Origin of the sequence: Microbacterium sp. MTN4-26 (assembly GCF_042846595.1) — a bacterium.
Taxonomy (GTDB): Bacteria; Actinomycetota; Actinomycetes; order Actinomycetales; family Microbacteriaceae; genus Microbacterium; species Microbacterium luteum.
Map to the genome: position 1 here is coordinate 13,669 of NZ_BTGO01000011.1, position 26,276 is coordinate 39,944.

A 26,276-nucleotide genomic window follows, 5' to 3' on the forward strand; every position below is an offset into this window, starting at 1 on the left:
CTCTGCGATGACGGTCGAGGGCAAGGAATGCGTGGTGTCGGCCGACTCAGGCCGGGAGGACAAGCCGTGGTCGGCACCTCACCTCGCGCCGCTGTTCATTGAACTCACCGCTGACGAGACGGCGCCGGTGTGGGCGCGTCGCGCTGTGACATTCCTCCATCGCTACGCCCGCGAACACGGCCAATCCCCGACCTTCCGGGAAGTATTCCCGGAGCTCGCGTCGCACGATCTCAGCGCCGCGGAGCATCAGGCTGCCTGGACGTCGTCGTCGCCGCGGTACCTGACGATGGTGCACTGGCAGCGTTGTGGATGGATCCGCTTCCGACGAGAACCGCGGACCCTCCGATCCGGCCCCGCGGCAGGCGAACTGTTCATACCGTCGCCCGCGCCGAAAGCGCGTCCGAGGCAGGCCTAAGCCTTGGCGGTGTTCCCGGGGGAGTCGGGGTGGGAAGAGTAGAGCGCGCCGAGGAGTTCCTCCAGCGCGACGCGCAGTTCGTTGTAGCCCATCGTGTAGAACATCGCGTCGGAGTTCGAGGTTTCGGTGGCGTCGAGGTTGGCGAGGAGTTGACGGGCTTCACGGACCGCCACATCGAGCCACGGCTCGACATCCGGTAGGCCCCGGACCCACTCGTCGATGACGGTGAACGGGATGGGCGCGTATGCGTGGGCGTCGACGCCGACGTGGAACTGGTGCCCATTCGGGCCGTGGTCGCGTGCGTGCGTGTGACCGTGCAACAGCGGGATCCCATCGTCCCAGCGGGGCCGGTGCGACGTGTGTCGGTCCGACTCCTGCGAGTCGCCCTTGTACGGGTAGTGGGATGCGAGGATCCGGTAGCCGTGCCGGGTGCCTTCGATGACCTCCGGCAGAATCGTCCACCCGGCCGCCTCGTAGAGCGGCGCGAACCGTTCGATCGCCTTCCTGGACTGTGTCGCTGGTGAGACCCGGTCATGGTTCCCGGGGACGAGGTACCGGTGACCGTTCAGCTGCGCGGTGAGGGTGATCGATTCCTCGATCGGCCCGAGCGCGACATCCCCGAGATGTAGCACCACATCTGTCGGGGCGACCGTCTCGTTCCAGCGGCGGATGAGCTCGGTGTTCATCTCGTTGACGGTGGTGAATGGACGGTCCGCGAGTTCGCTGATCCGGGCGTGGCTGAAGTGGGTGTCCGCGGTGACGTAGTCGACTCGGTCGAAGTCGAACCACGGATACTCACTCACGGCTAACGCTCCTCGCATGTGACGGATGTCTAGCAGAATCTAGCGGTGTCTAGCGTTTCGGTAGACACCGCTAGATGTTCCTAGAGTTCGTCGAGATCGATCCCGAATTTCCGGGCGAGATCGGAGCGCGCCACCTCCGCACTGTCGGCGGGACGCTCCCGGGCGATACGGGCGATTTCCTCGTCTTCCGCCGCATCCTCCGTGGCGGCGACCGCTGCCAGCTCATCGATCAGGACAAGAACGGGTGTGCCGTCGGCGGTCGCGCGGCGGCGGATCTCGGCGGCGGCATGGCCGAGGGTGTACATCCGCTCCCACGGGTGCTCGCCGTGGCGAGCGATGGCCACGGTGTCGCGGGTGTAGCTGCGCTCATCGCCTGGGACGAGCCACCGTTCGGTGCCGTCCGAGGCGAGGAAGAAGTCGACGTAGCAGTTCCCACACGGCATCCGGTAGACCCCGGGCTCGGTGGGGGCAGAGTCGGTGCTACGCGCGATCATGTCGCGGATGATCCGCCCCCAGTCCGTGTTGCCGTCAGAGTGTGACATCGGCCAGACCCTTCGTTTGGCGAACGGAGTAGTCTCTCACACCGGTGAATTTGTGTCCACTGATTGGGTCAGAGCCTGTTCGAGTCGAGTGGTTGCTCTCGCTCAGGAAGTCTCGCCCGTCGTGAGATGCTCGCCTCATGGCATCGCACACTTCAAGCGGCTGAAAGCGGCCCCAGAAGACCTCATCGACATCCAGCGCTGCGTGACGTTCGTCGCGGGCATGGGCCTGGACCCCGTTTGGCCCGAGGCCCAGCAAGGCCTAGCAGCCGGTGGAAGGCCATTTCACTCGACGCGCTGGACCGATCACAACTCAATGGGTAGCCCACCCGAGGCACATGAACGTGCTGCTCAAGGCGCGCCGCCTCGGTGGGACGGCGGACGGCGACTGATATATCGAGCCGTGTCATCGCAGCCGGTGTCTGCAGCATGCAACAGACTGATCTGGCAACCCGGCTTCGCCGGTAATGCACAGCCCCTGGCAGACACAGCGGGCCAAGTGACCACGAGCGGAGAACAGATGGCGAAGATGCGAGTGCACGAGCTCGCCGCCGAACTGGGAGTCGACGCAAAGGCCGTCTTGGTCCGTCTGCGAGAACTTGGTGAGTTCGTCAAGAGCCCGTCTTCATCGATAGAAGCTCCAGTTGCTCGCAAGGTGAGGGCGTCGTTCGGTGCCCGACCCCCTCGACCCGGTTCGCCTCGGCCATCGCCGATGCGACGTGAGCACGTAGACCCGCATGTCGATCGGCCGGGATTCGATCCGACCGCACCATCCACTCGACAGTTCGGCTGGCGATCGGGCGCTGTGGCGGCGCCCCAGCACCCAGACCTGCTGGCAAACGTCGAGCGCGTTCGATACAAGTACCCGGTCCTGCGTGACCACATCGACGCTCTGCGAAGTCTTGGCTCCCAGGTGGTCTACGCGGGGTTCTGCCGTCAGGATGGCTTCAGGGACTGCGCGATCGTCCATGTGCGATTCAGTGGAGCGATCGAGGCCGGGTTTGGGTTTACCCGCGAGGTGATGATCTTCTACAGTCCGCATGAGGATCTCCAGGGCCGGACCTTCCAGGCTGCGGCCCGCGAGCTCGGTGGCGCCGATCGTTCCATCACTCCGGACATCTTCTTCATGTGGTCGCCCGATCGGCGTCTACAGATCAAACTGAACGACTGGTCGCGCCCCGCGAAACTAGCGATCCCGCTCTTGATTGACGACGAAGACGAACTCTCGCTAATTACCCTTCTTCGCGACTACATCTATGCCCGAGACCTCTTCTACATGACGACTCCCGTGTATGGCGCGAGCTTCTTCGGCCGCAGGACACTGCTGCAGTCGATGCGTGACGACGTGTTCAACCAGCGAGTCACAGGCGTCTTCGGACTGCGGAAGTCGGGCAAGACGAGCATCCTCATGCAGCTTAAGGAGGAGTTGCAAGAGGACAAAGTGGTGACCGTCCTCATGGACCTGGAGGCCTTCCCCTCTCCGCCGGAAGACCCCACCGACGACATCGTCAGCGATCTGCGTCGACGACTGATTGCTGAACTCAAAGCTCACAAGCTGCGCACCCAAGAGCTTTCGCAGCTGCAGGAACGCCCGAGCATCCTCGACCTGAAGAACGCTCTCCAGGCGATACTCAAGCATCTCCACAAAGACGGGCATAGGATCCTGCTCCTCCTGGACGAGATCGAGTACTTGACCCCAGCGGATCGCATCGATATCGCTGAAGGCGACATGCCACGCATTGCGCAGCTGCTATCGGCCCTCAGGAGCATCGTGCAGGAGTCTGAGAACTTCACCTTCGTGCTGTCCGGCCTTACAAGCGCCATCGTTGAAGGTGGACGACTGTATGGTCGACCGAATCCCCTCTTCTCTTGGGCGAAGGCCGTGTACGTGAAGCCGCTGGAGCGAGAAGAGGCGGACGATCTCGCGAGCACCGTCGGCGGCAAGATGGGCATCCAGATCGAACCTGGTGCGCTCGAGGCACTCCACGAGGCGTCCGGTGGTCACGCCTATCTGTATCGAAATCTGAGCTCAGCCGTCGTGCAGCACCTTCCGACCGACGTCTTCCAACGTACGATGACTCGCGCTTCCGTGCTCACAGAACTTGATGATTGGAAGAGTCGCGTCCAAGGCAACATTGAGGAGATGGTCCAACACGTCAAGCGCTACTACGCGAACGAGGCCGTCATGCTGGACGTGCTGATGGACAGTGCAGCCGACTTCAAGGAACTCGCATCCAGCGAGCACGTCGCAGTTCGTCGACTGAAGGACCTGGGTCTGATTCACGAACAGGACGGCGAGTTCGAAGTCAGCGTGATCCTGGAGCTCGTATGAGCGCGACCGACTACTCCGACTGGATACTGGGCGTTCACCGAAAAGCGGAGCAACTCCGCGTCGTGTTCCTGCAGCTGGGCTCGAGCAACGAGCCAGCCCGCCGCGCTCTGGGGGCTTCGCAGGTGAACGTGACGCGCGTCCGGGACTACTTGCAGCCAGATGGCCCACTTACCACCGGAACAGTCGTGATCGACGGGATGGAGTCGCTCACGATGCAGAGTGAGGCCACTCAGATGGGTGCGCTACGCGAGCGCGTCTTCAGCGACGTCGAGGCCGGCGGCAGGGTCATCCTCCTCTCCCGGGCGCCTCGGATTGCTTTCCCTCCAGTGGTCGGGAGTTCGCTCCTTGACGACGCCAGCCTGGCGCATGCTCCGGTCGTCAAGAGCACAGGCGCTCACGAGTGGCCAACGTGCGTTGAAGACGGCGCCTCCCCGGCCGACGTACTGTGCCGGGCGCTGACAGAACTCGGTATGGACCTGGCTGCGTCTCTCGATCGTGTCGTGTACGAGAGCCTGCTGATTGGCCAGAGCGCGCTGGGCCTGCTCAACGCGAGGGAGCTTGAGGCGCTGGATGGTTCCAGCCTTACAGCGCCCGACGGTGCGACTCGGACATGGAATTTTCCGAAGCATCTCGGACCGCTCAAGAAGGCGCTCGACGAGGTTCTCGCGGATGCCCTCGATCCTCAGCAGCAGCTTGCCGAGGTGAGTTCGGGACTCTGGAAGATCGAGCGGATCATCCGACGCGAAGTGCGTCGGCGCGCAATCGCCGCATGGGCGGAGAACTGGCGCACGCAGTGCCTGAACGGCGACCTTCCGGAAAAAGTGCTCGAGCGAGCGAGCGAATCGGCATACATGGGCGCCACGTCGGTCAAGCAATTGCGCGACCCTCTCGAATGGCTCTCACTCGGGGAGTTGCTCCAACTAAAGGACCGTTCCCAGATCGGCGACTTGGGGTTGAGCGCCGCTCACTGGCGACAGTTCAGCGCGCAGATCATGCCGATTCGGAATCGTCTGGCACACATGCGCAGTCTTCGGCCCGAGGACGCCGCCGACGTCGTCAAATGGCAGCGAGTGCTCGAAATGCGATTCCCCACAAATTGAGACGAGCGCACTGCGAGGAGCGTACGCCCGATCAGTAGGCTCATCTCGGTAGCGGGTGAGGAGATTCGAATGGCGGAGAGCACCACTGCCGATCTGGACGTCAACAGGTCCGACCGGCGACTCGGGCGCGCTGTGACGCGGGTTCATCAAGCCTCGCGCACAATCGACCCGGCTCTGAGACCCAGACTCGAGTCACTACTTCACGCAGGCGAAGCGATGGACTTCGTCGCCCGCATCCATGGATTCTCCGACCCCTTGAGTGCATCCGCCCTCGAGTCTTTCGCCGTCCAGGCAGGAATTGGAAGGCAATCACTTCACTCGACCGTGCTGCCGGCGCTGAAGGCTGCCAATGTTGCAGACTTCGCGCTGGACACACAAGGCGTTGTAATCGAGGTGCAGGAGTTTCTGGGCGTAACCGGGAACCTCATCGAACAGTCCTACCGCGTTCTACAGCAGCTCAACCCGACCATCGATGAGATCGTAACGCTGCACTCGATCGAAGTCGCATCGTTCGCCCCGTTGACGACCACCCAACATCTCGACCAACTCCACCGACGAGGATTCAACGACCAAGTCAGCGAAACCGGTCTGAACCTTGCACTGGCGACAGGCCTTACAAAGCGCGTCAACTCCGTCGATCTCGCCGAGGACGTAATTTATAGCCCTTACGTGTGGGAGTCAGGACAGATTGAGATCGCGTCGTTCCTCCGTGGCCTTCCCCCGGGCGAGCGCGACGCGCTTCTCGGCATATGTGAACAGGCAGCGCAACACCCCGGCCTCGCACTTCCACTCCTCGCGCAACCGACCCCCGGCGTGTTCGGCGCAGCACAGAAGGTCGGACTCGTCCAGGCCGCCACCGTCAAGTCGACGGGAGGATCCGGAGCGCAGACATATGTCTTTTCACCTACTCTCGAGTCGGAGGACGACCGGCTCACAACCACCGAGGCGCTGAATCAGCGCAAGCTTTTTGTCGCCCACATGCTCTTCGGGCATGAACGAGCGGAACGTAGCGGCGGTCGAATACACGATCCTGTGGTCCTCGTGCGGGCGCTCCTAAACCGCGGGAGCGTTGGGCCTGCGAGCAACATCAGCACCGACTACCACCTGCTTGAGGCGCACGGCATCGTTCGCGTCCGTGAAACGGACCACGGCCGGGCATACCTCGAACTTGTGAAGGAGGAGATCGTCGAAGGCGGGCTCGCGTGGCTTCAGAACTCATCAACGTCCGCAGGAACGACGGACCCGACGGTGAACCTCCTCCGAGCTCCAGGCGAGTTCACCAACCCAGAGCAAACACGTGCGGGCGCGGGCGACCTCGGAGCCGCTGACGAGATCGCGAGATCAGCGATCCTCGAGCTGAGAAAGGAACTGCAACGTGCCACCCGTCAAGACCGACCCGCTAACCCCCGGTGATCGACTCGAATGCCGCGTAGGCCAAGTGTGGTTCTGGGAGGGGTACTTCACTCGGGTAGGCATCGACCTCATCAGCTACTACGGCGCGGAACTCATCCAAGTCACCGACCTGGATCTACTCGCCATCGGGCTTGGTCCCGGGCTCGAGAGTCACCGGACCATTGGCGAGTCCAAGAGCGGGACGGGGAAGAGCGCGCCGAAACCACTCGACCGTATTGTGTGGCTACGCGGACTGCAAGAGTTGGTAGGCGCAGAGCGAGCGGAACTGACTGTTGCCTCGAGCGTGACGCCCAGAACCCGGGAGCTGGGCCGCCATTCCCGCGTCAGCGTCGAATCGATCAACGACCTCCAGGCGCGAGAGGCCGCACTTAATCTCTCGAAACTCACAGATCTTGGGGCCCACGGACCCAACGCCCTGCTTCTGCGGCGCACAGTCAAAGTAGTCAGCAAGGACGATCCCACGCTCGGACCTGCGTTCAAGTTCCTCACTTCCACCGTGTGGTTTCTAGATCCGTTCGCTGCACTGAAGCAGAGCCTGGGTCTACTTGAGACGCTTTGCCAGCGCTGGACGCCCGGCGTCAAGGATGACGAACAGCTCGCGGTACGGTGGCTCATTTCAGAGACCCTCAGTATCTGGGTACTCAACCTCGTAACGATCGTGGGATTTGTCCGCCCGATGGATCCGAGTGCATTCACAAGTTTTCTTCGCGAACGCCTCGCAGACGGAGTTGTGCCCGCTCAGCGCATGCGCCAGTTGTCGCGCGACTTCGACAAGTTCATCAGTGGACTGCTCGCGGCGGCGAAGGCCTCGCCCGAGGTGCGGACTGAGGCCATGGGCGCGTTTGAGCCCTCACCGCCGGAGTGGGCTGACTCTGCTGCAGAACTCGCAATCCGGCTAGGCCGTCAGCCCGCGCTCCGAGACTTGCCTCGACAGTTTGATCTCGTCGTTCACGAGCGGCTAGCTCGTGGGCGAGACATCTCAGAAGCTGCGGGGGCTCAGCTTCGACTCAATGATCCGGCGGCAAGATCAAGCGTGAGCCTCATTGCAGCGTTCCTGCGAAGCTTTGGCTCTCTGAAGGACGACATCAGCGAGCTTCTAATCGCAGGGTTCGGTAAGCCGGCGCAGGCGCCGCCCGAGCCTGCACCCCAGCAAGAGATCGAAGCGACTGCTCTCACACTGCCCGGCCTCGACGCCGCTGACAGCGTTGCCGAGGACTGACTGGCGTGGGGCTGTAGGGATTCGCCATTCCCCACGGAATCCTGAGCCTTCGGCCACTGCCAACTACCGGGGATTCCCGGCATCCTCGGCCATTTCCAACGGGAACCTACACGTCGTCGAGGTCGTCGTTGCAGTGAGCTTCCGATGGTCGGCGACATGCGCGGGTTCGTCGCGGGGGCCTTCGATCTCGAACCCGCAGACACCGCAGCTATGCAGCCCGATGCCGTCGACGTCGTCCGAGGGGATGTACATCGTGGTGGGCTCTTCGCACATCAAGCAGCGCATGGTGTCTCCGTTCGTGATTGTCAGGTGATCGGTTGGACGGTGGCGGAGTATCCGCGGTGGGAGCCCCAGGCCGCGGCGATGCGGTCGGCAATGTCGCGGTCCTCGCCGAGGTATGGCCGGTATCTCTTGCCGCGAGGGTCGGTGATCACGACCTGGACGACGCCGGCGGGCTCGCGCACGGTGACCCTGGCGGCGGGGATCGGATATGCCTGGACGCGACCGGCGATGATGAAAGTCGGGTACAGGTCGCGTGCGAGCTCCGGGGCACGGAACACGTCGTGAACCCACGCCGTGATGGCGAGCGCGCCGGCGGGGCTGAACCCGATGAGGCGGGCGGGGAGTTGCTCGAGCCCGGCGCGGACGAAGTAGTGCTCGTCGACGAGGATCGGCGTCGGCGGGAGCAGGGTTTGCTCGTCGTGGGCGGGGTAGATGGTGAGGCTGGTGCGGCTGTTCATGAGGCGCTCGTTCATGCGGTGCGGCGGATGCCGGCGGCGATGATGTGGGCCTTGGTGGGCCGGGAGTAGAAGCCGAAGCTGTCGTCGTCGTCGGAAGCGGAGACGGTGGCGGTGAGTAGATCTTCGCCGTCCGGCGTGTGCTGCCGTCGCTCTCCGTGGAGATGGAATCCCGGCTGTCGGTCTCGTCCTGGCGACGGTCTTCACGCAGAGCGGCTGGGTCGGAGCAATGGCGGTGACCGCCGCGACTCTCGTCGTGGCGGCGCTGATCGTCTGGCACCGTGCCCGATCCGGTCTCGTTCGTGCGCTGGATCCTGATCATGCCGTGCGCCGGAGCCGATCTCTGTCGTGGTCACCGGGCAACCCGGGTGAGCTGTTCCAAATCGGCACAGCGCTGTGGCGGAATCCTCCCTGAGAGTAGAGCTCATCCACCGAGTGGTCGCCTAGTTCCTGCAGGCGCCGAGCATCAACGAAGGAGTTATGCGATGTCCTCGTCATCCACCGCGACCGCAGTCGTCCCGAGCGCCCTGCGTGATCTGTATCTGGGCTGGTCCGAGCTCATGGCCACCCACGAGCTGGACATGCGGCTGTTCCGCAGCATCTTCGATGAATGGCACCAGCCGACCATCGAACCGGAAAATGTCACCTACAAGGAGGAGACGGTCGGCGGCGTGCCCGGCATCTGGGCGTTCCCGGCCGGAGCCGATCGCTCCAAGGTCCTCCTCTACACGCACGGCGGCGGGTTCGCCGTCGGCTCTGCGGCCAGCCACCGGAAGCTCGCCGCGCACGTCGCGAAGGCGGCCGGGGTAACAGCGTTCGTGCTGGACTACCGTCGCGCGCCCGAGCACCCGCACCCCGCCCAGGTAGACGACGGGGTCGCGGCGTTCGAGGCCCTGCTGGAGCGGGGGGTCCACCCCGAGGACGTCACCACCATCGGCGACTCGGCGGGAGGCAATCTCGCCATCGCCATCCCGTTGGCGTTGAAGGCGAAGGGACGGCCGCTGCCCGGGCACGTCATCGCGTTCTCCCCGTGGCTGGACATGGAGAACCGCGGCGCGACGCTGGTCACCAACGATGCGACCGACGCGCTGATCTCCGTGCCGCTCCTGGAGGGCATGATCGCCGGCGTGCTGGGGGAGACCACCAGCCCGTCGGCGCCGCTCGCGAACCCGCTCTACGCGGATTTCACCGGGTTCCCCCCGCTGTACGTCAACGCCGGTTCGGTCGAGTCGTTGGTCGACAATGCCATCCGCGTGGCAGAGCGCGCCAAGGGCGCCGGCGTTGACGTCACCCTGCATGTCGCCGAAGGACAGCAGCACGTCTACCCGTTCCTGGCTGGCCGCGACGCGGACGTCGACGCGGAGCTTGCGGCGATCGGCCAGTGGCTTCGCCACTGACCTGCAGCACCCCACCCACCTCATTCACCGAAGGAGTTGCACCATGACATCCACACAGACCACGGACTTCGACGCGATCGTCGTCGGCGCCGGTTTCGGCGGCATCTACCAGCTACACACCCTGCGCGACAAGCTCGGCCTGCGCGTCCGCGGGTTCGAGAAGGGCGCCGGCATCGGAGGAACCTGGTACTGGAACCGGTACCCCGGCGCCATGTCCGACACGGAGAGCCCTTTCTACCGATACTCGTTCGATGACGAACTGCTGCAGGAGTGGGACTGGGCCCGCAAGTACATTGACCAGCCCGACATCCTCCGCTACCTTGAGACCGTCGTCGACCGGTACGACCTCCGCAAGGACTTCCGGCTGAACACCGAAGTCACGTCGATCGTCTTCGACGAAGCCACCAACACCTGGACGGTCGGCACCTCCGCCGGAGAATCCTTCACGGCCCGATACGTGGTGGCGGCGCTGGGACTGCTCGCAGCAACCAACATCCCCGACATCCCCGGGATCGACTCGTTCGAAGGCCGCCTCGTGCACACCGCGGAGTGGCCGGAGGACCTGTCGATCGAGGGCAAGCGGGTGGGGGTCATCGGCACTGGCTCGACCGGAACACAGTTCATCGTCGCCGCGGCCAAGCAGGTGTCGCACCTGACCGTGTTCCAGCGCTCGGCGCAGTACAGCGTCCCCTCCGGCAACGGACCGGTCGGCCCGGGGGAGGTGGACGGATACAAGTCCCGGTTCCCGGAGATCTGGGAGCAGGTCCGAAACTCCGGCGTCGCCTTCGGGTTCGAGGAGTCCACCGTCGCGGCCACCGATGTCGACGAGGCCGAGCGGGAGCGCGTGTTCCAGGCGGCATGGGACCGAGGCAACGGATTCTATTTCATGTTCGGCACGTTCAACGACATCGCTATCAACCCGGAGTCGAACGAGGCAGCCGCTGCGTTCATCCGCCGCAAGATCGCTGAGACGGTCAAGGACCCGGAGACGGCGCGATTGCTCACCCCGACCCAGCCGTATGCGAAGCGGCCCCTGTGCAACCAGGGCTACTACGACGTGTACAACCAGGACAACGTGAAGCTGGTGTCGATCAAGGAGAACCCAATCGTTGAGATCACCCCACGAGGGGTGAAGACCGCGGACGGTGTTGAGCACGAGCTGGATGTGCTCGTGCTGGCTACCGGGTTCGACGCGGTCGACGGCAACTACCGCCGCATCGACATCCGCGGGCGCGGAGGGGTGAGCGTCGACGAGCACTGGGCCGACGCCCCGACCAGCTTCCTCGGCATCATGACGGCCGGATTCCCGAACATGTTCATGATCCTCGGCCCCAACGGGCCGTTCACCAACCTGGTGCCCAGCATCGAGGCGCAGGTCGAGTTCATCACGACTCTGGTGACCGAGGCGGAGCGGAGAGGCGGGCTCATCGAGGTGTCGCAGCAGGTCGAGGACGAATGGACCGAGACCTGCACGACGATCGCAAACTACACGCTGTTCCCCAAGACCGACTCGTGGATCTTCGGGGCGAACATCCCCGGCAAGAAGCACGCCGTGATGTTCTACCTCGGCGGCCTAGGCGCCTACCGCGGCCTCCTCTCGGAGATCCAGGCGAAGGACTTCGAAGGATTCAGCATCGGACAGCCCATCCCGGCCTGATCGACGGTAACCGTAGGCCGGGAGTGTGCTTCCCGGCCTACGGTCGTCCTATGAGCGACAACATGTCAGAAGACGTCACCTTCCGATCACGCCGCTGGGTCCGTCCCGAGGACCTGAACGCGTACGGCACCCTGTTCGGCGGCAGCCTGCTGCGCTGGATCGATGAAGAGGCCGCGATTTACGCCATCATCCAGCTCGGAAACCCTCGGGCGGTCACCAAGTACATATCCGAGATCGACTTCGTCAGCTCCGCACGACAAGGTGACCTGATCGAGATGGGACTGCGCGCCACCGCGTTCGGGCGCACCTCCCTCACGATGCGCGCCGAGGTGCGCAACATGATCACCCGTGACCGCATTCTGACGATCGAGAAGATCGTCTTCGTCGGCCTCGACGACCACGGCCAGCCCATTCCTCACGGCTACACCGACATCACCTACGAACGCGACCGGCTTCCCCACCACCATGGACTCATGCGCACAGAGGATGGATCCACAGCGGACTAGGTATTGGCGGGTCCTAATAGGGAGGCGGATACTGGGTGGGACCACTTGCAGTGACGCGAGGTCCCAGCTATGTCCACCGATACCTATTCCGCCGCGAGCGCGCGGCAGGCTCGTGAACGCCTTCTCGAAGCTGGCGTCGGCGCGCACGGTCTCACTCCCCGAACACTGAACGTCCCCCCGGTGATCGAGCGCAGTTGGCGTCGCTCGTTCACCACCGGTGGCGGCTACGATCCGACGGCGACTCCTGCCTACCACCCGTTCTCCGAACCGGCGGGACGCTTTCAGGACACCGCTGAGATCGTCCTGGCGCGATGGGCGGAATCACTCGCGGACATGCGTGTCGCGCTGCTGGTCAGCGACCGATCCGGACGGATCCTCGCCCGAAAGGTGGGCGACCCGAGCCACGCGAGACGGCTCGACAAGGTGTCCGCGGCCGAAGGATTCGAATTCTCGGAGTCCGCGCTGGGCACGAACGGACTCGGAACGGCGATCGAGGAAAGATCCGCAGTGTTCGTGCGCGGCGCCGAGCACGTCAACGACCGGCTGCAGACCCTCGCCTGCGCTGGCGCCCCCATCCACGACCCTCTTTCGCGGCGGGTCATCGGCTCGCTCGCCCTCGCCTCTCCCGTCGGGGCGTCCCACCCCGCGATGCTCGCGATCGCGAAGCAGGCCGCTCGTGACCTCCAGGACGCGCTGCTTAACACCGCACCGCTGGAGCTGCAGGCGCTGCTGGCCCGGTTCGCGGACGGTACCGCCCGCCACCGTGTGCTGGCCATCGGCCGTGGCGGCGTGCTCGCCTCGACGGGCGCGTTGCCGATGCTCTCGGCCGAGCGGCACGTGACCCTGTGGGACGAGCTCCAGGCCCACCACTGGCAGGGGGATGTCGCATCCGTCTTGCTCGCGGATCGGCCGAGCACTGCCCGCCGCATCGTGAATCGGGCAGGGGAGAGCATCTACCTCGTGGAACTTGCCGAGTCCGAGCCGGCCGCAGCGCCGGAACCCACCCGGCTTTCCCGCCTTGCCGCGCACCTCGACGTGCTCGGCCGCAGCAGCGGGTGCATCGCGATCCACGGTCCGCGCGACAGCGGGAAGACGCTTCTCGCCCAGCTCTGGCTGCGCGAACGCGACCGCCACGACCCGGTCGTCATCGACGCCCCGGCATTTCGGGAACCGGGGGCCGTGGCCACGGCGGCGCACGCGCTGAGCACAGGCACGTCGGTGGTCGTCCGCAGCGTCGAGTCTTTGACCGACGCAGACTTCCCGGTCCTGCAGCAATTGGCTGGCGCGGCAGATCCCATCCGGTCCGCCCGGGTCGTGTTCTGTGTCGCAGACGACCCGACTGGCGTCGTCTTCAGTTACCTGGGCCGCCGGGGGCCGCGACTCGACCTCCCAGCGCTGCGCGATGACCCAGACCGTGTCATCGGCCTGGCCGTGAGACTCGCTCAGGAGCACTCGGTGACACTGAGCCCTGCTCTGCTGCAGGCGCTTTCCCGGTGGGACTGGCCTGGTGGCGCCTCGGAGCTGCGGGTTCTGATTGCCGCGATGGTGGCGTACCGCCCCGTCGGCACCATCCTGGACGTCGACCTTCTGTCCGCCGAGATGCGCACACGTGCCCGCCAGCTGCGCGGCATCGCCGCATCCGAGTACCGGGCGATCGATGCGGCGCTGCGGGAAGCGGACGGAAACCGTTCGCGCGCAGCGGAGATCCTCGGTATCGGGCGCACAACGCTGTACCGGAAACTGCGCGCGTACGGTTTCGACGGGCAGAACACCCTGATCTCCTGAAAACAGCGCCCCCGCCTGCCGACCAGGGAGGCCTGGATTCGCAGTTGCGTACTCGGCGCGGCGGAGGCGTTACACGGGGATATCAGGCGGGGGTTCGGATGAGCTTCTTGTTCGCGAACTCGTCCATGCCGTACCGGGCGAGCTCGCGTCCGACGCCGGAGCGCTTCACGCCGCCGAAGGGGAGGTCCGGTGCGCTGCGGCTGGTGCTGTTGATCCACACCATCCCGACCTCCAGTTCGCGGGCGATCTGCGCGGCTGCCAGAGGATCCTGCGTGAAGACGCTGCTGGACAGCCCGAAGGGCGACTCGTTGGCCAGGGCGACCGCGGCCTGCGGGGAGGGCACCCGGTACACGACCGCGGTCGGTCCGAACAGCTCCTCCTCGTAGGCTCGCATCAGCGGGGTGACCCCGGTGAGCACGCTGGGCGGGTAGAAGGCGCCCTCTCGGCGTGCACCGGGGGCGATGTGCAGGGTGGCGCCCTTGGCGACCGCGTCCTCGACGAGCTCCTCGAGCTCATCTCCGGCATCCGCGGACGCCAACGGGCCGAGGAACGTGTCGGGGTCCGTGGGGTCGTCGGGGATGATCTTCGTGATCGCGTCGATGAACTTCCGAGAGAACTCGTCGTAGACGGCATCCACGACAATGAACCGCTTGGATGCCGTGCACGCCTGGCCGCCGTTGGCGATGCGGCCGCGTACGCCGGCTGCCACGGCCGCGTCGACGTCAGCATCCTCCAGGACGATGAACGGGTCCGAGCCGCCCAGCTCAAGGACGACCTTCTTCATATGCCTGCCGGCCACCTCGCCGACAGCCGAGCCCGCCTTCTCGGAGCCGGTCAGCGACACCCCTTGCACGCGCGGGTCGGCGATGATGCCGGCAATCTGGCGGCTGTCTACGAACGCGTTGATGTACGCGTCGGCCGGAAGCCCGGCATCGTGGAGCACGCGTTCGATGGCGAGGGCGGACTGCGGGCAGTTGCGGGCGTGTTTGAGGATGATCGTGTTGCCCAGTGCGAGGTTGGGGGCGACAAACCGGGCCACCTGGTAGTACGGGTAGTTCCACGGCATGATCCCCAACAGCGGCCCGATCGGCTCGGTGCGGACGAGCGCTTCCCCTCCGCCGACGATGTCGAGGGTCTCGTCGGTGAGAAACGCTTCGGCGTGGTCGGCGTAGTACTGGTAGATCGAGGCGACCAGCTCGACTTCCCCGCGGGCCTGCGTGACGGGTTTGCCGACCTCGAGGGTCAGCAGCGCGCTCAGTTCATCGATGCGGTCCCGGTGCAGCTGCGCCGCGCGTGCCAGGATCCCCGTCCGTTCGGCGAGCGGCAGCTCCCGGTACCTGCGGTAGGCCGTGTGCGAGCGGGCGACGATGTCGGCCACGTCCGCATCGCCGATCACGGGGTACTCGGCGACCGTCTGGCCGGTGGCTGGGTTGATGGTCCGGTATGCACCCATCGTGGTCTCCTCGCTTCATTGCTGTCGTGCGGCTCTCGGGCCACGCCCGCCCAGATCGGCGGTCGTCTGGCGCGATACTGCCCACTCAGCCTGTCGCGCCGTGGCCGAGTTCGTCCAATACTGATCCCGGCCCAGATTGATGACGATGGCGCATCAGATGTACGTGGATCGGGTATTGGACGCGCATTGATCGGTGGTGGGAGGCTGGGACGGTGACCACTCTGATACTCCGCGAGGGCGCGGACCGGCTTCACGTCGAACTGAACCGTCCTGACGTGCGAAACGCGATCAACGACGACATGGTCGACGAACTTCACGCGGTATGCACGAGCCTGGAGCGAGAGCCCCGCATCCTGATTCTCACCGGAACCTCTACGCCCGAACGGGGTGTGTTCGCGGCTGGCGCAGACATCCGGCAGCTGCTCGAGCGCGGCCGCGACGAAGCGCTGGCCGGCATCAACTCCGGGCTGTTCATCCGTATCGCGCGGCTGCCGATGCCGGTGATCGCTGCGGTCGACGGGTTCGCGATCGGGGGCGGTGCGGAACTCGCGTACGCGGCCGACATCCGGATCGCGTCCACCCGCGCCGTGTTCGGCAACCCCGAGACGGCGATCGGAATCCTGGCCGCGGCCGGGGCGACCTGGCGGCTCGCCGAGCTGGTGGGGGAGCCGCTGGCCAAGGAGATCCTGTTCACGGGGCGCCGGCTGGACGCCGAGGAGGCGCTGCGGTGTGGGTTGGTGGCCTCGGTGCATGAACCCGACCAGTTAGCGGCGGCGGCGGATACCGTCGCCGATCGGATCGCTGGCCAGGATCCGCTCGCCCTCCGCGTCTCGAAGCGCGTGCTCGCTGCGCCGCGGGACGCCCACCCCCTTGTCGACGAACTCGCGCAGGCGATCCTGTTCGAGTCGGACGCCAAGACGCAGCTGATGACCCGATTCCTCAACCGTTCTCAGGAGACCCGATGATCACTGTTCCCTCCACCGTCGGCGTGATCGGGGGCGGCCGCATGGGCGCCGGTATCGCGCAAGTGTTCGCTCAGGCGGGCGCCCAGGTCACCGTGATCGAACGTGACCCGGCGGCGGCGGGCGCGGCCGCCGCGCGGTTGGCCGATGGGATCCGCAAGGCCGCGGAGCGGGATGCCTCGGTCGACGTCGACGCAATCGCCGGCCGCGTCGCGGCCAGCGCCGACTACGAGGCGCTGCGGAATGCCGAGCTCGTGATCGAAGCTGTCCCAGAGACATTCGCACTCAAGGTCGAGGCGATGCAGAGAGCAGAGGGGATCGTGGAGGAGTCGGCGTGGCTGGCCACGAATACCTCATCGTTGTCGGTGACAAGGCTCGCGGCGCAGCTGGCGAGGCCGGAGCGCGTGTGCGGACTGCACTTCTTCAATCCGGTGCCGCCCTCGTCACTCGTCGAGATCGTGCTGACGCCGTCGACCGACCCGGACCTGCGGCAACGGGCGGAGCAGTGGGTGACATCGCTGGGGAAGACCCCGATCGTCGTCAACGACGCGCCCGGCTTCGCGAGCTCCCGCCTGGGCGCGGCAATCGCGCTGGAAGCGATGCGGATGCTCGAAGAGGGGGTGGCCAGCGCTGAGGACATCGACACGGCGATGGTGCTGGGATACCGTCACGCGACAGGTCCGTTGCGCACCTCCGATCTTGTCGGGCTGGACGTGCGTCTCGGGATCGCCGAATACCTCTATGAGACGCTCGGCGAGCGGTTCGCCCCGCCGCAGATCCTCCGCGACAAGGTCGCGGCCGGGGAGCTGGGACGCAAGACGGGACGCGGCTTCTTCGACTACGCGTGAGTCGTGGCCGGCTGGACGCCCGGCGCGGTCACGCGCTGAGCACGATCCGGCCGGGCACGCCGCCCGCGGCGAGCCGGTCCAGCGCATCCTGCACCGCCGTCGCAGACAACTCCCCGTCGATGATCGGGAGATGCGGGAGCGCGCCGCGCCGCGCGAGCCCGACGAGCTCCTCGAGCTCGCCGAGGGACCCGACGAAGCTTCCGCGGATGGTGATGATCTTCAGAGTGAGCAACGCGGTGGGGATGACCAGCTCTCCGCCGAACAGCCCGACCTGAACCATCGTTCCGCCCTTGCGGAGCGCGGCGAACGCAGCGGGAGCTGTTGTGGAGTTGTTGACGAAGTCCACGATCGCCGCGACCGGCCCACCGGCGCCGGCGACGATGGCGGCGGCAAGGTCTTCCTGGCGGGCGGAGATCGTCGTGGTCGCTCCGAGCTGCCGCGCCAGTTCCAGATTGCGCTCCTGCAGGTCCACCGCGAGGACTGCTTCGTGGCCGAGCGCGCGCAGCGTGGCGATCGCCATCAACCCGACACCGCCGGCGCCTATCACCACGACCGGATCGGACGCGGTGGCCGGAAGGGCCTTGCGCGCGGCACTGTAGGCGGTCAGGCCGGAGCAGGCGAGAGTTGCGGCCCACCGCTCTTCGATCCCGGTGACGTCGAGGAGGTAACGGGGGTGCGGGACGAGGATAAACTCGGCATACCCGCCGTGGCGGGCGACGCCGAGGTTACGGGGCGAGGGGCACAGGTTCTCGTGACCTGCCTGGCATGCGTCGCAGGAGCCGTCGCCGATCCATGGGTAGACAAGGCGATGCTCACCCGGCGAGACCCCGTCGGCGTCGGGGCCGGCCGCTTCGACGACGCCGACGACCTCATGGCCGAGGACAAGCGGGTAGGTGACGCCCCGGTCGATCAGATTCAGACGCCCCCGGCTGCCGAGATCGTAGTACCCCTCACGCAGGTGCATGTCGGTGTGGCACACCCCGGACCGAACCACGCGCAGGAGGATTTCGGTGCCTTCGGGGGTCGGGGTCGGCAATTCCACATCGGTCACCGTGTGATCGTCTTGGAAGATCGCGAATGCGTGCATGGTTGTCCTCGCCGTTGATATACGCACAGTGGACTCCACGCTTCCACTTCGTTCTGATTCTCTCCAATACCAAATGGCAGGCGGATTGATACCTGGCGACCCTTAGCCTCGATCCACCGATGAGCCGTGGGTGTGCCGGGGCGGCATGATCGGGGCGCGGTGACGCGTCGAGGGCAGGGTTGAGTTCCGGGCGTCGCATCCCGGTCGTCCACTTGGTCCTCGGTCGTGCCGCGTTGCGGCGATGGTCAGGTGGTCACCGTTGGCGGTGGCGCGTGCGTGGCTGTGAAGAGCCGGTCGAACGCGGTCTGCCATGGCCAGGCCTCGGGCAGGTGCAGCGTGATTCGGCGCGCGGAGCGCGCCAGCCGTGCGGGGACGTGGATCAGGGTGCGGCGGATCGTCGCGGTCGTTGCTCTCGCGAGCCGTCCCGCTCGGTCGGCGACGAGACCGGCAGCGCGGGTGAGGTTGAATGCGATCACGGCGATGACGAGCCAGGCGCTGTTCGCGGTGAACACCCCGGAGGGCAGGTGCGCGAGCGGCCCCGCTTTGAGGTCGGCGTGGACCTGCTCGATGATCGCGTGACCGCGGTGGGTCTTGTCCGCGGCCACCGTGTCCATCACCTCCTTCGCTGTGGTGGTGAAGAACGCGTGATGCCGGTAGACGTCGAACAGGGTCGGCTGCTCCACCTGTCTCGGGTTCAGATCGGGGATGCGCCGCACCACCAACCGTCCGGCGACCTGTTCCGCCTTCTTCCTCGAGCGGAACGCGGTGAACGGGACCTCGGCGACCTCGGCTTTGGAGATCAGCTGCCCGGTGGTCTCGTCACGGATCGCGTCGGTGTACTCGATCATCTCCCACGCATCATCCGGGATGGTCGCGATCGCGGCCTTCACCGCCGGGTCCATCCTCACGGTCACCGACACGTCGGCGCCCGCCTTGATCGCGGTGCCGACGGTCGCGTGTCCGTAGAACGCGGAGTCCGCCCGCAGCAACGGCCTGGCCCCGGTCGCGGCGCGGGTGCGGCGCAGGGTGGCGAGAGCATCGCCGACGATCCGCGCGGCCCCCTTCGGGGACCCGGTCTTCCCCTGCCGCAACCGCTGGGCCAGGATCACCGGCGCCGACGAGGTGGTCGATGCCGTGGCGAGGAGGGCGTTCAGCCCCCGGACGCCGGAGTACCCGAAACCGGCGCCCTGCTTCTGGTATCCGTGGACCTCGATGATGGTGTCGTCCAGATCCACCATCACCCGCTCGCCATCGCCTGCTCGGAGCAGCGGCGCGTCGACAGCGAGATTCGCGAACACCCGGGAGGCGACGGCGTCGAGCTGGCGGACGTGTCCGAACCGGAACTCCCGCAGGAACGACCCGAGCGTCGACGGCGCATACGTCCGGTCGAACAACCGGCCCATTCCGCCATGGCGGAGCAGGTTCATGTCGTCGATCGAGTCCGCCCCGGCGAGCATGCCCGCGACCAGTGCCATCACCTTCGCACCCGCGTTGGCGCCCTTATCCGTCGGGACGCTCAACCGCTCACGCGCGAGCTCGTCCAACCCCGCGGAACGCGCCAGGCGGAGCATCGGCACCAGCCCCGCGGCCGACACGAGATTCGGATCATCGAACACCGCAGACACTGCGGCGGGGGCGTGCTTGAATTGCATCTACGAGATGCCTCTCCGACCAGACGAACAGAACCCTAAGCAAGCTCTATTCTTCCTGATCAGAGGGGCATTTCTACGTCACGACGCTCGCTCAACGCCCCGTCCATCGGTGGATCGAGGCTTAGTCCTGCGGCGTCGGGAGGACGGATTCGGACAACCGGAGCACGGCGTGCAAGGCACGGTCGTCGCTGTCGCGCAGCCACGCCATCCGCAGCTCGACAGGTGCGACGTCGTCGGTCAGGCGCAGGAAGCGCAAGTGCGGGTCGGCGATGCTGTCGATCACCGAGGACAGGGTCAATGAGCAGCCGATCTCGGCGGAGACGAGGGACATCAGCGTCCACGAGTCCGGTGCGTGCTGGACGACATCGGCGTTGAACCCGGCGGCTCTACTCATCTGTCGCAGCCGCTCCAGCAGCAACGTGCCGGTCTGCGGTTGGAGCGACACGAACGGCTCACCCTCGAACTGCGCGATCGACACGGCACCGGCGTCGGCTAGACGGTGGGTCTCCGGGACGGCGATGACGAGTTCCTCGACAGCGATCACGCGGGTGCGCACGGCGGCGGGAATGTGGTCCCACCTGCCGAGGGCGATGTCGATGTCGCCGCGGGTGAGCAGCTGCATCGCCGGTTGGGCGAAGTGCTGACTGAGCAGCTCGAGGTGGATGCCTGGGTGGTTCTGGTTGACTGCTCGGGCGAGCAATCCGACCATCACGTTGGAGGACGCACCCGCGTACGCCAGACGGACGTGACCGATCTCGCCCGTCCCGGCTGCGCGGGCGACCCTGCTCACCCGGTCCAGCGCGTCCAGGACCTCCTGGGCGGGGGCGACGAGGGCCTCGCCCACCGAGGTCAGCGTTACCTTGCGGGTGCTCCGCTCGAACAGCCGCGCACCCAACTCCCGCTCCAGCTGCTGGATGCCGCGGCTGATCGGCGGCTGCGCCATATGCAGGCGCTCGGCTGCCCGTCCGAAGTGCAGTTCCTCGGCGACGGCGAGGAAGGTGCGCAGCTGCTGCAGATCCATCCAGGGATTATTGCATAATCCGTACCGATGGAAGGTGGATTGGCATACAAGTCTGGATGAGTCGGCCGGGGTCGCGCAGACCCCGGCCGACCGAGATCACTGCGCGGTATAGCCGCCATCCACGACATACTCGGCGCCGGTGACGAAGGAAGCCTCGTCCGAGGCGAGGAAGAGTACGACGTTCGAGACTTCCTCGGGCTGGCCGGGCCGGTCGAGGATCGTCGTGGACAGCACGGCTTTCGTCGACTCCGGCGTCGCCAGCAGCCCCGTGGTCATGGGGGTGGCGATGACACCGGGATGCACAGAGTTCACCCGGATGCCGTACTTGGCCAGGTCCACCGCGCTGGCCTTGGTCAGCAGCCGGACGGCGCCCTTTGACGCCTCGTACGCGGCGGCGCTCGGTGCGCCGATGATGCCGTAGATCGACGAGATGTTCACGATCGATCCCCCGCCTGCGCGGACCAGAGCAGGCACCGCGGCCTTGGTGCCGAGGAAGACACCCTTGGCGTTGATGCGGAAGATGAGGTCCCACTCCTCCTCTGTGGTCTCCTCGACGGGCTTGAGGATGAGCACCCCCGCGTTGTTGACCAGAATGTCGAGCCGGCCGAAACGCTGCTCGGCTTCTGCCACGATCTCGTCCCACCTCGCCGCGATCGCGACATCCTGCTCCAGCCCCACGACCGTCCCGCCGTCACGGTTCGCTTCGGCGACGGTGTGCTCGAGCCCGGCCGAGTCGACGTCGGTGGCGAGGACGCTCGCCCCTTCCTGGGCGAGGCGGCGCACATGTGCGCGCCCCATCCCGTTCGCCGCGCCGGTGACGATCGCGACCTTGCCTGCAAGCCTGCTACCCATGGGTTCTCCTTAGCCTCATTGCTGATCACGCCCAGGCGCGGGCCGCTCCCGGCCCCATCGCCTCGACACCACCAGGGTGGCGTCGAAATGGGGAGCCTCGAGTGTGCCGTTCTGGAACAGCCCTCGTTTCATGAGATTAGAGCATCAATACGTGCCTGATCAGGTATTGGACGGACATAAACGGCTGCTGGGAGTCTGGACGAACACGACGACTGAGGTGTTCCCGATGATGAAGAGCTCGCTCCCGGATGGCCGGACGGTGCAGGACGTGGCCGGTGGTCCTTTCGAGGGTCTCCTGGTCGCGGATTTCGGCCGGGTACTCGCTGGCCCCTACTGCACGATGCTGCTCGCGGACCTCGGGGCGACGGTCATCAAGGTGGAGAGTCCGCTAGGGGACGAGACACGCAGCTACCGGCCACCGGAGTACCGAGGCGAGTCGACCTACTTCCTCTCCATTAACAGGAACAAGCAGTCTGTGGTGCTGGACTTCCGCAACCCCGATGACCTTGTCCTCGCACAGCGTCTCGCGGCCCGAGCCGATGTGGTCACAGAGAACTTCAAACCCGGCGGGCTCCGGCGATTCGGCTTGGACTACGAGTCCGTCAAGCGGGAGAACCCCAGTGTGATCTATGCGTCGATCACCGGCTTCGGTACCGCGGGAGGCGCGGGGCTCGCCGGCTACGACCTGCTCGCACAGGCGCTGTCTGGACTGATGAGCGTGACCGGCGCGCCGAACACGGAAGGGTTCCGCGCGGGCGTCGCGGTGTTCGATGTGATCACCGGGTTGCACACGTGCATCGCGATCACCTCCGCCCTTTACCACCGACAGCGCTCGGGAGAGGGACAGCACGTCGAACTGAACCTGCTGTCCTCCGCATTGTCGGGCATGGTCAACCAGACCGGCGGGTTTCTGCTGAGCGGGCAGTCTCCGACCCGGATGGGCAATGACCACCCCAGTATCTACCCCTACGCACCGTTTCGCACCCATGACGGGGAACTGGTGCTCGCGATCGGCAACGACGCGCAGTTCGCTACGTTCTGCGACGCCATCGGGCTGCCGCAGCTGGCCGCAGACACTCGCTTCGCGTCCAACGCAGACCGCAGCGCGCACCGAGACGCCCTGCGCCCGCTGCTGACAGCGCGGCTGGTCACCAAGACCGCATGGGAGTGGTTCGACATCTTCAGCCCGTTGCAGGTCCCGTGTGCGCCGGTCCTGGATGTCCGTGGAGGCGTCGAGTTCGCTGCGAAGATCGGCCTGGAGCCCAGCGTCGCGGCCGGCACCGGCGACCACGCGGTGCCCACCATTCGCAACCCCATAACGTTCTCCCGCACCCCCGCGAGTTACCGCGCCGCGCCTCCTGCACTCGACCAGGATGGCGAGGCGGTCCGACGGTGGCTGCAAGTCGCGGAAGACGATGAAGACCACGTCGGCGATCGGGTTACCGTCCCGGCGATTCGGAAAGAGGGACGCTGAGAGATGACGATCACGAAGGCGGCACATCCGGTGGATACGGACTTTTATCAGATCGGTGATCTTCTCGGCGACGACGACCGCAATCTCATCACACGTGTGCGCGGATTCGTGGATTCCGAGGTCCTGCCAGTTATCAACGAGTACTGGGAGTTAGCGGACTTCCCTTACCAGATCCTCCCCGCACTGGGCGAGCTGGGAATCGTGGGCACCGCGATCCAGGGCTACGGCTGTCCGGGACTGACCCGACTGCAGACCGGCCTCGTCGCGATGGAACTGTCTCGTGGAGACGGGAGTGTGAACACGCTCAATGCCGTGCACTCGGGACTTGCGATGGGCAGCATCGCGTTGCTCGGCGACGACGAGCAGAAGCAGCGCTGGCTGCCCGAAATGGCAGCCCTCCGCAAGCTCGGCGCGTTCGCGCTGACCGAGCCCGATCACGGCTCCGACTCCGTCGCCCTGGAGACCACTGCCCGCCGCGACGGGAGCGCGTATGTCATAGACGGTGCCAAACGGTGGATCGGGCTCGGACACGTTGCGGACCTCGTCATCATCTGGGCCCGCGACACAGCGGATGCCAAAGTGAAGGCATTCGTGCTCGAGAAAGGCGCTGACGGACAGTATCCCGAGGGGTACTCTGCGGAGGCGATCACCGGGAAGATCGCTAAGCGCGCGATCCAGCAGGCGCACATCGAGATCTCCGGACTGAGGATCCCTGCCGGGAACAAGCTGGCGAAGTCGACCTCATTCCGTGACGTCTCCGCGATCCTCAACCGCACCCGCAGCACCGTCGCGTGGGAGGCGCTCGGGCACGCTCTCGCCGCGTACGAGGCAGCGGCGGTCTACGTCCAGGAACGTGTCCAGTTCGGCAAGCCCATCGCCAGCTTCCAGCTGGTGCAGAACAAGCTGGCCAACATGCTCGCCGATCTCACCGCGATGCAGTTGCTCTGCTTCCGCACAGCCACTCTGCAGGATGAAGGGCGACTGACGAACGAACAGGCCTCGCTCGCGAAGATGTTCACCGGCCAGCACGCGCGTGCACTCTGCCGGGATGCCCGCGACCTCCTCGGCGGCAACGGACTCCTTCTGGAGAACCACGTCGCCCGCCACCTCACCGACATGGAAGTCGTCCACACATATGAGGGGACCGACTTCATCCAGTCGCTCATCATCGGCCGCCAGATCACCGGAATATCGGCGTTCGCCTGACCCTCGGCCGACCACGGAAGGGAGCCCGCCATGACCGCGAGCTTTGTCTACGATGCTGTCCGCACCCCCTTCGGGCGGGCGGGTGGCGCGCTCAGCGGCATCCGGCCCGACGATCTCGCCGCAGTCGTCATGAAGGCGACCGTCGCGCGCATGGGCCTCGACCCCGCGCGCATCGATGACGTGATCTTCGGCGATGCGAACCAAGCAGGAGAGGACAACCGCGACGTCGCCCGTTTCGGGGCGCTGCTGGCAGGCTTCCCCACCAGTGTCACCGGCGTGACCGTCAACCGACTCTGCTCGTCGTCGCTGGAAGCGGTGATCCAGGCCGCCCGCGCTGTCGAGACCGGCGACGCCGGTCTCGTGCTCGCCGGCGGAGTGGAGTCGATGAGCCGGGCGCCGTTCATCGTGGAGAAGTCGCCGAGGCCGTGGCCGGCGGTCGGTAACCAGACACTGTGGAACACCTCCATCGGGTGGCGGATGACCAACCCGAAGCTGCCGAAGCAGTGGACCATCTCCAATGGAGAATCGGCGGAGAAGATCGCCCGAGAGTGGGGAATCTCCCGAGATGCCCAGGACGAGTTCGCCGTGCGCTCTCACCGGCTGGCAGCTAAAGCGTGGGCTGACGGGGTCTACGATGGCGAGATCGTGCACGTGCCAGGGGCCGACCTGGCACGCGACGAGGGCATCCGGGACGACACTTCCGTGGACAAGCTCGCCGGGCTTACTCCGCTGTTCGCGCGCGACGGCGAAGGCACCGTCACCGCCGGCAACTCCTCGCCGATCAACGACGGCGCTTCCGCCGTTCTGATCGCCGCGGAGGGTGCGCTGCCCGGCGAGCCACTCGCGCGGATTGCGGGACGCGGGGCGCATGGCGTCGATCCGCATCTGTTCCCGATCGCGCCGATCGAGGCGGCGAACAAGGCGCTCGCACGCGCCGGCCGGTCCTGGGCCGATGTCGACGTGGTCGAGCTCAACGAGGCGTTCGCTTCACAGTCGCTCGCATGCGTCGCCGGGTGGCCTGAACTTGATCCTGAGCGGGTCAACATCCACGGCGGAGCGCTGGCCATCGGCCATCCGCTGGGCGCTTCGGGGGGCCGCATTCTCGGGCATGCCGCGCATGAGCTTGCGCGACGCGGAGGCGGCGTCGCCGTCGTGGCGATCTGCATCGGCGTGGGTCAAGGCCTCGCCGTCGTGCTGGAACGGTGACAGTGAGACCGCGAGCATCCGTTCGTGGTGGGGTCATTGGCAGTCCCAGAGTCAACCGAAGCTTCAGCATTCCCCTCCGACGTTCTTCCTCGACGGTGAGATGCTCGAGCTCGGCCAGCTGCAGTGACCTCCAGCGCTCTCGCCGCCGTGACAGGCCGCTGACCAGACAGGGTCGGCGCGTCAGAGAGCGGTGTAGGAATCCGCCATTTCCCGTGGAATCCTGAGTCCGGGACCACCGCCAACTAGCGTGGAATCCCTGGGGTTATCCGCCATCTCGAGCGGGAACCTACAGCAGCTGTAGGTTCCACGTGAAGATGGCCGTTTCTGTGTCAACTTGGCCCGCACTTGGTGTAGGGATTTTTCTAAAATGTCCATTTCGCAGATGAAGTGTCCACGTGGTGTCCATATGGACATTTCGGTCGGGTGGTTCGGGTGATCTCTCCTGCAGCAAGGGGATAGCTGCTGGGCGGGAGACGTAATTCACGCACAGGCGGCCGGTTCGAGGCGGTAGGTCTCACGCGATGCCACAAACAAATCTGAGCATGGACACCACGATTTCCTCAGTACTCCGGAATACCCTAGGGGGGTAGGGGTGTTAGGGTGGGTGTCGCC

Annotated in this window: 22 protein-coding genes and 1 pseudogene; 15 read left to right on the forward strand and 8 right to left on the reverse strand. The window is 65.7% G+C overall.

Annotated features, from left to right (window positions below; genetic code table 11):
* Positions 1 to 7 precede the first annotated feature (7 nt).
* Positions 8 to 415: a hypothetical protein gene (locus tag ACGG9C_RS10635; protein WP_390178642.1), complete on the forward strand. Its 408-nt coding sequence runs from the start codon at positions 8 to 10 to the stop codon at positions 413 to 415.
* On the opposite strand, the gene ACGG9C_RS10640 is transcribed toward ACGG9C_RS10635, so the two are convergent.
* Together ACGG9C_RS10640 and ACGG9C_RS10645 are read right to left on the reverse strand one after the other, a co-directional pair.
* Entirely contained in the window at positions 412 to 1,218 is an 807-nt protein-coding gene (locus ACGG9C_RS10640; protein ID WP_005054963.1) for a metallophosphoesterase, read from the reverse strand. The genes ACGG9C_RS10635 and ACGG9C_RS10640 overlap by 4 nt on opposite strands.
* A gap of 80 nt (positions 1,219 to 1,298) precedes the next feature.
* Positions 1,299 to 1,760, reverse strand: coding sequence for a hypothetical protein (locus ACGG9C_RS10645; RefSeq protein WP_005054965.1), 462 nt, complete (start codon positions 1,758 to 1,760; stop codon positions 1,299 to 1,301).
* Positions 1,761 to 2,277: 517 nt separating this feature from the next.
* Here ACGG9C_RS10645 and ACGG9C_RS10650 point away from each other — a divergent pair.
* The 5 genes and pseudogenes from ACGG9C_RS10650 to ACGG9C_RS10670 form a co-directional block, all read left to right on the forward strand.
* Positions 2,278 to 2,422, forward strand: a pseudogene (locus tag ACGG9C_RS10650) (translation initiation factor IF-2 N-terminal domain-containing protein); the annotation flags it as partial.
* A gap of 47 nt (positions 2,423 to 2,469) precedes the next feature.
* Entirely contained in the window at positions 2,470 to 4,089 is a 1,620-nt protein-coding gene (locus tag ACGG9C_RS10655) for an AAA family ATPase (protein WP_230007221.1), read from the forward strand.
* The gene (locus tag ACGG9C_RS10660; protein ID WP_005054969.1) at positions 4,086 to 5,189 is read left to right on the forward strand and encodes a hypothetical protein; all 1,104 of its coding nucleotides are present in this window, start codon (positions 4,086 to 4,088) and stop codon (positions 5,187 to 5,189) included. The genes ACGG9C_RS10655 and ACGG9C_RS10660 overlap by 4 nt, the downstream gene beginning before the upstream one ends.
* 69 nt (positions 5,190 to 5,258) lie before the next feature.
* Positions 5,259 to 6,602: a hypothetical protein gene (locus ACGG9C_RS10665; RefSeq protein ID WP_005054971.1), complete on the forward strand. Its 1,344-nt coding sequence runs from the start codon at positions 5,259 to 5,261 to the stop codon at positions 6,600 to 6,602.
* Entirely contained in the window at positions 6,565 to 7,821 is a 1,257-nt protein-coding gene (locus ACGG9C_RS10670) for a hypothetical protein (protein WP_005054973.1), read from the forward strand. The genes ACGG9C_RS10665 and ACGG9C_RS10670 overlap by 38 nt, the downstream gene beginning before the upstream one ends.
* Positions 7,822 to 8,126: 305 nt before the next feature.
* Here the strand turns inward: ACGG9C_RS10670 and ACGG9C_RS10675 are convergent, their stop codons facing one another.
* Positions 8,127 to 8,561, reverse strand: a complete 435-nt coding sequence (locus tag ACGG9C_RS10675; RefSeq protein ID WP_101305219.1) for a hypothetical protein — start codon at positions 8,559 to 8,561, stop codon at positions 8,127 to 8,129.
* A 482-nt stretch (positions 8,562 to 9,043) separates the two neighbouring features.
* Here ACGG9C_RS10675 and ACGG9C_RS10680 point away from each other — a divergent pair, with 482 nt between their 5' ends.
* The 4 genes from ACGG9C_RS10680 (at position 9,044) to ACGG9C_RS10695 (ending at position 13,903) form a co-directional block, all read left to right on the forward strand.
* A complete protein-coding gene (locus ACGG9C_RS10680; protein WP_005054979.1) occupies positions 9,044 to 9,955 on the forward strand; it encodes an alpha/beta hydrolase in 912 nt (303 codons plus the stop codon).
* A 43-nt stretch (positions 9,956 to 9,998) separates the two neighbouring features.
* Positions 9,999 to 11,612 (forward strand): NAD(P)/FAD-dependent oxidoreductase, encoded by a 1,614-nt coding sequence (locus ACGG9C_RS10685; RefSeq protein ID WP_005054981.1) that lies wholly within the window; start codon positions 9,999 to 10,001, stop codon positions 11,610 to 11,612.
* A gap of 50 nt (positions 11,613 to 11,662) precedes the next feature.
* The gene (locus tag ACGG9C_RS10690) at positions 11,663 to 12,118 is read left to right on the forward strand and encodes an acyl-CoA thioesterase (protein WP_230005328.1); all 456 of its coding nucleotides are present in this window, start codon (positions 11,663 to 11,665) and stop codon (positions 12,116 to 12,118) included.
* A gap of 69 nt (positions 12,119 to 12,187) precedes the next feature.
* On the forward strand, positions 12,188 to 13,903 hold the full coding sequence (locus tag ACGG9C_RS10695; RefSeq protein WP_390178643.1) for a helix-turn-helix domain-containing protein: 1,716 nt from the start codon (positions 12,188 to 12,190) through the stop codon (positions 13,901 to 13,903).
* A gap of 82 nt (positions 13,904 to 13,985) precedes the next feature.
* Here the strand turns inward: ACGG9C_RS10695 and ACGG9C_RS10700 are convergent, their stop codons facing one another.
* A complete protein-coding gene (locus ACGG9C_RS10700; RefSeq protein WP_273206760.1) occupies positions 13,986 to 15,356 on the reverse strand; it encodes an NAD-dependent succinate-semialdehyde dehydrogenase in 1,371 nt (456 codons plus the stop codon).
* Between the two features lie 212 nt (positions 15,357 to 15,568).
* Here ACGG9C_RS10700 and ACGG9C_RS10705 point away from each other — a divergent pair, with 212 nt between their 5' ends.
* Both ACGG9C_RS10705 and ACGG9C_RS10710 read left to right on the forward strand, forming a co-directional pair.
* The gene (locus tag ACGG9C_RS10705) at positions 15,569 to 16,321 is read left to right on the forward strand and encodes an enoyl-CoA hydratase/isomerase family protein (protein WP_005054989.1); all 753 of its coding nucleotides are present in this window, start codon (positions 15,569 to 15,571) and stop codon (positions 16,319 to 16,321) included.
* Positions 16,318 to 17,166, forward strand: coding sequence for a 3-hydroxyacyl-CoA dehydrogenase family protein (locus ACGG9C_RS10710; RefSeq protein WP_005054991.1), 849 nt, complete (start codon positions 16,318 to 16,320; stop codon positions 17,164 to 17,166). Before ACGG9C_RS10705 ends, ACGG9C_RS10710 begins: the two co-directional genes overlap by 4 nt.
* A 28-nt stretch (positions 17,167 to 17,194) precedes the next feature.
* On the opposite strand, the gene ACGG9C_RS10715 is transcribed toward ACGG9C_RS10710, so the two are convergent.
* From ACGG9C_RS10715 to ACGG9C_RS10730, 4 genes are all read right to left on the reverse strand, one after another.
* A complete protein-coding gene (locus ACGG9C_RS10715) occupies positions 17,195 to 18,253 on the reverse strand; it encodes an alcohol dehydrogenase (RefSeq protein WP_135950167.1) in 1,059 nt (352 codons plus the stop codon).
* A 245-nt stretch (positions 18,254 to 18,498) separates the two neighbouring features.
* A complete protein-coding gene (locus tag ACGG9C_RS10720) occupies positions 18,499 to 19,905 on the reverse strand; it encodes an IS1380 family transposase (protein WP_135950160.1) in 1,407 nt (468 codons plus the stop codon).
* 121 nt (positions 19,906 to 20,026) lie between these two features.
* Positions 20,027 to 20,926 (reverse strand): LysR family transcriptional regulator, encoded by a 900-nt coding sequence (locus ACGG9C_RS10725; RefSeq protein ID WP_135950159.1) that lies wholly within the window; start codon positions 20,924 to 20,926, stop codon positions 20,027 to 20,029.
* Positions 20,927 to 21,022: 96 nt separating this feature from the next.
* A complete protein-coding gene (locus tag ACGG9C_RS10730; protein ID WP_135950158.1) occupies positions 21,023 to 21,778 on the reverse strand; it encodes an SDR family NAD(P)-dependent oxidoreductase in 756 nt (251 codons plus the stop codon).
* Positions 21,779 to 21,929: 151 nt separating this feature from the next.
* Between ACGG9C_RS10730 and ACGG9C_RS10735 the strand changes: the two genes are divergently transcribed.
* From ACGG9C_RS10735 to ACGG9C_RS10745, 3 genes are read left to right on the forward strand one after another with little or no spacing between them, the layout of a single operon-like run.
* Positions 21,930 to 23,252 (forward strand): CaiB/BaiF CoA-transferase family protein, encoded by a 1,323-nt coding sequence (locus ACGG9C_RS10735; RefSeq protein WP_228179441.1) that lies wholly within the window; start codon positions 21,930 to 21,932, stop codon positions 23,250 to 23,252.
* A 3-nt stretch (positions 23,253 to 23,255) separates the two neighbouring features.
* Complete coding sequence (locus ACGG9C_RS10740) at positions 23,256 to 24,458, forward strand: acyl-CoA dehydrogenase family protein (RefSeq protein ID WP_135950157.1); 1,203 nt, start codon at positions 23,256 to 23,258, stop codon at positions 24,456 to 24,458.
* Between the two features lie 30 nt (positions 24,459 to 24,488).
* Complete coding sequence (locus ACGG9C_RS10745) at positions 24,489 to 25,664, forward strand: thiolase family protein (protein ID WP_005055005.1); 1,176 nt, start codon at positions 24,489 to 24,491, stop codon at positions 25,662 to 25,664.
* Positions 25,665 to 26,276: the final 612 nt, after the last annotated feature.